Source organism: Mesorhizobium sp. M4B.F.Ca.ET.089.01.1.1 (genome assembly GCF_004022605.1).
GTDB lineage: Bacteria > Pseudomonadota > Alphaproteobacteria > Rhizobiales > Rhizobiaceae > Mesorhizobium > Mesorhizobium abyssinicae.
The window spans coordinates 1-5,527 of sequence record NZ_RZOS01000301.1; the positions used below are offsets into that span (position 1 = coordinate 1).

At 63.0% G+C, this 5,527-nt stretch carries 6 protein-coding genes and 1 pseudogene; 2 read left to right on the forward strand and 5 right to left on the reverse strand.

Features of this window, described 5'->3' with window-relative positions; genetic code table 11:
- The coding region (locus tag EN780_RS23430) for an NAD(P)-binding domain-containing protein (RefSeq protein ID WP_128275455.1) at positions 1–1,021 on the forward strand (1,021 nt) is incomplete at its 5' end.
- Between the two features lie 40 nt (positions 1,022–1,061).
- On the opposite strand, the gene EN780_RS23435 is transcribed toward EN780_RS23430, so the two are convergent.
- Genes EN780_RS23435 through EN780_RS23445 form a run of 3 tightly spaced genes read right to left on the reverse strand, consistent with a single transcriptional unit; the run spans position 1,062 to position 3,240 of the window.
- Entirely contained in the window at positions 1,062–1,520 is a 459-nt protein-coding gene (locus tag EN780_RS23435; protein ID WP_126055182.1) for a CoA-binding protein, read from the reverse strand.
- Positions 1,517–1,888: a 2Fe-2S iron-sulfur cluster-binding protein gene (locus EN780_RS23440; protein ID WP_128275456.1), complete on the reverse strand. Its 372-nt coding sequence runs from the start codon at positions 1,886–1,888 to the stop codon at positions 1,517–1,519. Before EN780_RS23440 ends, EN780_RS23435 begins: the two co-directional genes overlap by 4 nt.
- Positions 1,885–3,240 (reverse strand): selenium-binding family protein, encoded by a 1,356-nt coding sequence (locus tag EN780_RS23445; RefSeq protein WP_128275457.1) that lies wholly within the window; start codon positions 3,238–3,240, stop codon positions 1,885–1,887. Before EN780_RS23445 ends, EN780_RS23440 begins: the two co-directional genes overlap by 4 nt.
- Positions 3,241–3,674: 434 nt before the next feature.
- Between EN780_RS23445 and EN780_RS23455 the strand changes: the two genes are divergently transcribed.
- A complete protein-coding gene (locus tag EN780_RS23455; RefSeq protein ID WP_128275459.1) occupies positions 3,675–3,947 on the forward strand; it encodes a hypothetical protein in 273 nt (90 codons plus the stop codon).
- Between the two features lie 62 nt (positions 3,948–4,009).
- On the opposite strand, the gene EN780_RS23460 is transcribed toward EN780_RS23455, so the two are convergent.
- Together EN780_RS23460 and EN780_RS40765 are read right to left on the reverse strand one after the other, a co-directional pair.
- Positions 4,010–5,011 (reverse strand): L,D-transpeptidase, encoded by a 1,002-nt coding sequence (locus EN780_RS23460; protein ID WP_128275460.1) that lies wholly within the window; start codon positions 5,009–5,011, stop codon positions 4,010–4,012.
- Positions 5,012–5,182: 171 nt separating this feature from the next.
- Positions 5,183–5,527: pseudogene (locus EN780_RS40765) on the reverse strand (mechanosensitive ion channel domain-containing protein); the annotation flags it as partial.

Here is a 5,527-nt window from a genome sequence, read left to right on the forward strand (position 1 = left end):
GCCCGAGGTGATCGACTTCCTCGGCAGCTATGCCAGGGCGATCTCGGCGCCGGTCGAAACCCATACGACAGTTACCTCGGTGCGCGGCGACGGTACGGGATACCTGGTGCGCACGGACCGCGGCGAGTGGCGGTGCCGGACCGTGGTGCTGGCGTCGGGCGCCTGCAACATCGCGCGCCTGCCCGATTTCGCCGCCCGCGTGCCGCCGTCGGTCGCCATGCTGACGGCGCAGTCCTACCGCAATCCGGGCCAGGTTGCCGACGGCGGTGTGATGGTGGTGGGCGCGTCGTCGAGCGGCACCCAGATCGCACAGGAACTGCAGCGTTCGGGGCGTCAGGTGACCCTGTCGGTGGGCGAGCACATAAGGGCGCCCCGCGTCTATCGCGGCAAGGACCTGGAATGGTGGATGGACGCCGCCGGCGTGCTGGACGAGCGCTACGACGAGGTCGACGATATCAGGCGGGCGCGGCGCGTTCCTTCGCTGCAGCTTGCCGGCACGCCCGACCGCACCACCCTCGACCTCAACGCGCTGCTCGACCGCGGCGTCAGGCTCGTCGGCCGTCTCGCCGGCATCACCGAGGATGGCAAGGCGCAGTTTGCCGGGTCGCTGCGCAACATGTGCGCGCTTTCCGATCTCAAGATGGCCCGGCTGCTCGACCTTATCGACGAATGGGCGCGCGACAACGGCCTGGACGCGACGGTCGGGCCGCCGGAGCGCCCGCCGCCGACCCGTGTCGAGGACAACCCGCCACTCGGCCTGGATCTCGCCGGCGGCGCGATCAGGACGATCATCTGGGCCTCCGGCTACCGGCCGGACTACTCCTGGCTGGAGCCGCCTGTCCTCGACCGCTGGGGCCACGTCCGTCACGACGGCGGGGTGGCCGACCATCCGGGCCTCTATTTGATGGGAATGCAGTTCCTGCGCCGGCGCAAATCCGCGCTGATCGACGGCGCCGGCGACGACGCGCGTGACCTCAGCGACCATCTGGCGGCGTATCTGAGGCAAGGTTCGATCCGCTAGGGCGTCGACTCGTCAACCGCCGAATTCCGCGACCCTGCAGTCATATCCCCAAATGCAGCTTCGGCTTCCAGAAGGGGCGGAACAATTCGATCTTGGGACAGCGGTTCATCACCACTTTCAAGCCCGCCTCCTCCGCCAGCCGGGCGGCAGCGTCATCCCTCACCCCGATCTGGCCCCACAGCACCTTGGCATTGATGGCGATGGCTTCCTGCGCGACCTCCAGCAGATCCTCGGAGCGGCGGAACACCTCGACCATGTCGACAGGCCGGTCGATCGCCGCCAGCGACGGGTACACTTTAAGTCCGCGAATTTCCTCGACGCCGGAACTGGGGTTGACCGGGATCATGTCGTAGCCGGTTTCGTGCAGCACCCTCAGAACCCCATAGGAAAACTTGGTCTTGTCGGGGCTGGCGCCCACCATCGCGATGGTTTTGACCGATTTCAGGATTTCTTGCAGATAAGCCTCCGGATAGGGCTCATCGTGGTTCATATGGGTCATTTCTTGTCGTCCAGCGGGGTCGCGATATCGGCTTTCAACTCATGCGCGGCCAGGGGGTCGAGGAAGGGGTTGCGGTAGAGCCTGTCATGGCTTTCGACGCCGACCTCCAGCGTGCAGTCGCTCAGCGGGCGGGCAACGCAGAGGATGATGTAGCCATTCGCGATCTGGCGGTTGTTCAGCGCTACCTGCGCCCTCTGATCGACCTTGCCGCTGATCATCTTGGCCGCGCAGGTTATGCAGCCGCCATACTTGCAGCCGTAAGGCAGGTCCACGCCCTGCTCGCGCAGGCTCTGCAGGAGCGGCTTGCGGCGATCGACCGCAAAGGCCGCGCCGCCCTGGTTGGCGAGCGTGATGGTGAAGCTGGTCATACCCAGATGTCGCTCGTGCAATCGCCGCCGGGATAACGGGTTTCGTGGCAGCGGCTCGGGCCATTCGGTTCCTTGCCGAAATCGACGACAAAGCGCGGATCAATTGCCATGCCGCCGTTTTCCGTATCGCAATTGACCATCAGCATGCAGCCGCCATTGGTGCGGATTTCCGGATAGAACTGGTTGTCCCAGGTCGAGAACAGCGAGGTCGTCACATAAAGGCGTTTGCCGTCGAGGCTGAGCTGGATCATCTGCGGCCCGCCAGTGACTTTCACGCCATTGACCTCGGGCGCGCGGCCGAGCAGTCCGCCCATCCACACTTGTCCGGTAAGCTTGGCGTTGTGAGGGTCGGAGATGTCGTACTGGCGGATGTCGCCATGCAGCCAGTTGCACAGATAGAGGTATCTGTCGTCCATGCTGAGCAGGATGACCGAGATCACGCCGGGTATCGGGATCGGCCATTCGGGATGCGGCTCATTCTCGACGTCGACGATTTTTTCCCATTGCCAATCGCCCGCCGCGTCCTTCCACCAATGGATGATGTTTGCGGAAAGCGCCGCGCCGACAAAACCGTGGCTGCTGTCGGGATTGTGATGGAAGCGCACTTCCAGCGGGATCAGGCCGTCCTCACCAAGATAGAATGTCTGCCTTGGCTCCTTCTTCTCGAAATCCCAGAAATGGATCTCGCGGCCATATTTCAGATGGCCGACCTCTTCGAGGTCGAACCCGGGCATGAAGGTGTTGGGCGCGGCCCATTCCGAGCTGACCATCACGTTGTGCCGCGGCTGGTACCAGAAATCATAGCCGAACTTGATGCCGCCCATGGAGTTTTCCCAACGGCCGACGATCTCGAACTCCTTGCTGAGCTGCAGATAGCCGCCGGGGGCATTGCCTTGCGCGTCGCCAAGCATGGAGACGATGATATCCGAGCCGAGGCAATGCACCGTGTGCGGCGCCGACAGATTGGTCCTGGCCTTGATCTCGGCGCCGTCGATGACCTTGAACAAGGTCGGATTGCGGGGATCGGTGCCGCAATCGACAATATGCAGATTGGACGAGCGCACCCCCGGCACAATCAGATATTTCCGCTCCATGCTGGCATCGCCATGGCAGGACGAACAGGCATTCCAGCCCGAGTGATGAAGCTCATCGCCAATGCCCGGCATCTGCAGGCGTGAAATCACCTGACTGTAGGTCGGGCTCTGCGGGTCGACATCGATGGTGCACAGATAGTCCGGCTTCTGAATGCCCGTGCCGGTGTAGATGGCAATCGTATAGAGCAGCTTTTCGCGCGGCGCCTTCATCGCCTCGGCGGGAGAAGCATAGCCCGGTCCACAGCAATGATTGGTCATGGGTACTTCCCCATTTGAACAGATCGCCGGCCAGCCCCAAGGGGGTTAGGCTGGAATGTTAGTGCATGCTCGGCGTTGGCGCTACGGCTGGGGCGGCGGAGGAGACTGCGCCGTGATGACAACTCGGCGGCACGGCACCGCGCGGTGGAACAGCAGCGCTCCTCACGCGTTGTTTAATTAGGAGTATCTAATATGAGATTCGTGGTGGTCCGGGAGCCAACCGACACTTGGGCCGTATTTGACACGATCGTTAATGAGCCGGCGGGATTCGCCAGCCAATGCCTCATCGGGTTGACGCGTGAACAGGCCGAGTGGTTCGCGTCAAGGTGCAATCAACAAATGTCGCGAAGCGCTCGGCGCGTTCAGGAAATGCCGCGCAGCGTTGTGCCACTGATGCCGAGGGATGTGATTGAAACGATTCGTCGGCAGGCCACATGATGACCGAAGATGCGATGGCGGCTGTTTTGGCAGTCAGGAACACGGCAGCCGAGATCCTGGGGGTAGTTGACAGCGCCAACAAAACCGATGCCGCTGTCGACGTCCGCCGTCTGGGTGAGGCCGTCCAGTTCCTCGCCAATGCTCCGGTCCTGGGCTACGATGTCCGTGCCGCGATGGTTTTGTACGGCGACCTGGGAACTCCAACTCTTCGAGCCAGAGACTGCGAGCAGCTTTGGGCCAAATACGGAAAGGCCTTGCTCGCGTATTGATGAGATCAGATTTGAATGACCTCATCGGCTGCTGGAATGCGCGCGCCGCCAACGGGCGAGCCCTACTGAGGCGTGTCGCCCGCGTTCGCCATTTCGTCCTTGAAGCTCACCTTTGTGCTTTTCCGCACCATGGCCGCGAGGTCCCCGGCATCCCAGTTGGTCAGCCTGATGCAGCCATGCGAGAAGGTCGCGCCGATCTTGCCGGGCTCGGGCGTGCCGTGAATGCCGTAGCTCTCAATGGAGAGATCGATCCAGACCGAGCCCACGGGATTGTTGGGGCCGGCAGCAATGGTGAATGGCCGCTTGGCCTTGACCCCCTTGAAAGCGAAGTCCGGATCGTAGTGATAGGTCGGATTGCGCACCACGCGCTTGATCTCCGCCTCGCCACTCGGCGCCGGCTTCTCGTCGCTGCCAATCGAAGCCGGGAAGACCGCGAGCCATTTGCCGGAAGCATCAAGCACGCGCACCTGGCGCGCGCCCTTGTCGACCTCGACACCGGCAATGGCGGTGGGAGGATCCGCCCGGCCAACATCCGGCACCAGCAATTTCGTGCCGACCTTCCTGAAGCCGATGCCCGGATTGAGCCGCCTGAGCAATTGCTCGCTGATATGGAAGCGCTCCGCCAGCCTCTCCGTCGCATTGTGATAGCCGAGCCTCGGCAGGCGGGCCATCCGCTCCAGGCGGGCCGGGATATGCCTGGTGAACGGTCCGCGCAAATCCTTGCGCGTCAACTCATAGGCAACCAGGACCGGGCTCGCGGAGGTTGCCATCAGCCTGTCCCAGGTCTCGCGCGTGAGCTTGCCGTCGGACGGCAATCCGTTCGCCGTCTGAAAGGCCCTGACCGCCCTGGCGAAATTTTCTGATGCACGGCCCTCGATCAGGCCTGGCGAGAAACGGGCGCGATCCAGAAGAATCTCTGCCTTCAGCAGGACTGGGCTGAAGCCCTTCGGTTCCTCGACGGTGAATTGCGCCTGATTGACGGTGGCTGGGTCCAGCTTGGCCGCCCCTGCCCCGCCGCAAGCGAGGGCAAGCGCCACAGCGACCAACAGAACGAGCCGGGGCATCGAGGTCACTCCACGAAAACCTGCTTGTATTATGACGCGGCAGGGCACTTCTGGTTCCGTTCACTCGCAGCTGCAGGGGAGAACCTGACCAGATGAGGCACTCCAGCCGGCGATGAAAAGAACTCTGCCGAGGGTCTTGCAATCTTGCGATGCGACGCCCGGCCACCGGCCTTATCGCCCGCTCGGCGCGCCCGGCTTCATAATGATCTCCCGGTGCGGATACGGAATGCTGATGCCATTCGCCTTGAACGTATCCCACAGCGCCAGCAGCACCTTGCCGCGCACATTGGTCAGGCCTTGCTGGGGGTCGCGGATCCAGAAGCGCAGGACGAAGTTCAGCGAGGAGTCGCCGAAATCGGTCAGCCAGCAGACCGGCCGCCGGTCGGCCTCGACCCGGCCCACGCTGATCGCCGCCTCGATAGCCAGTTCGCTGACCTTGTGCGGGTCGGCGTCGTAGGAGACGCCGAAGTTCACGTCGAGCCGGACGAGGTTGTCGCTGAACGACCAGTTGATGAC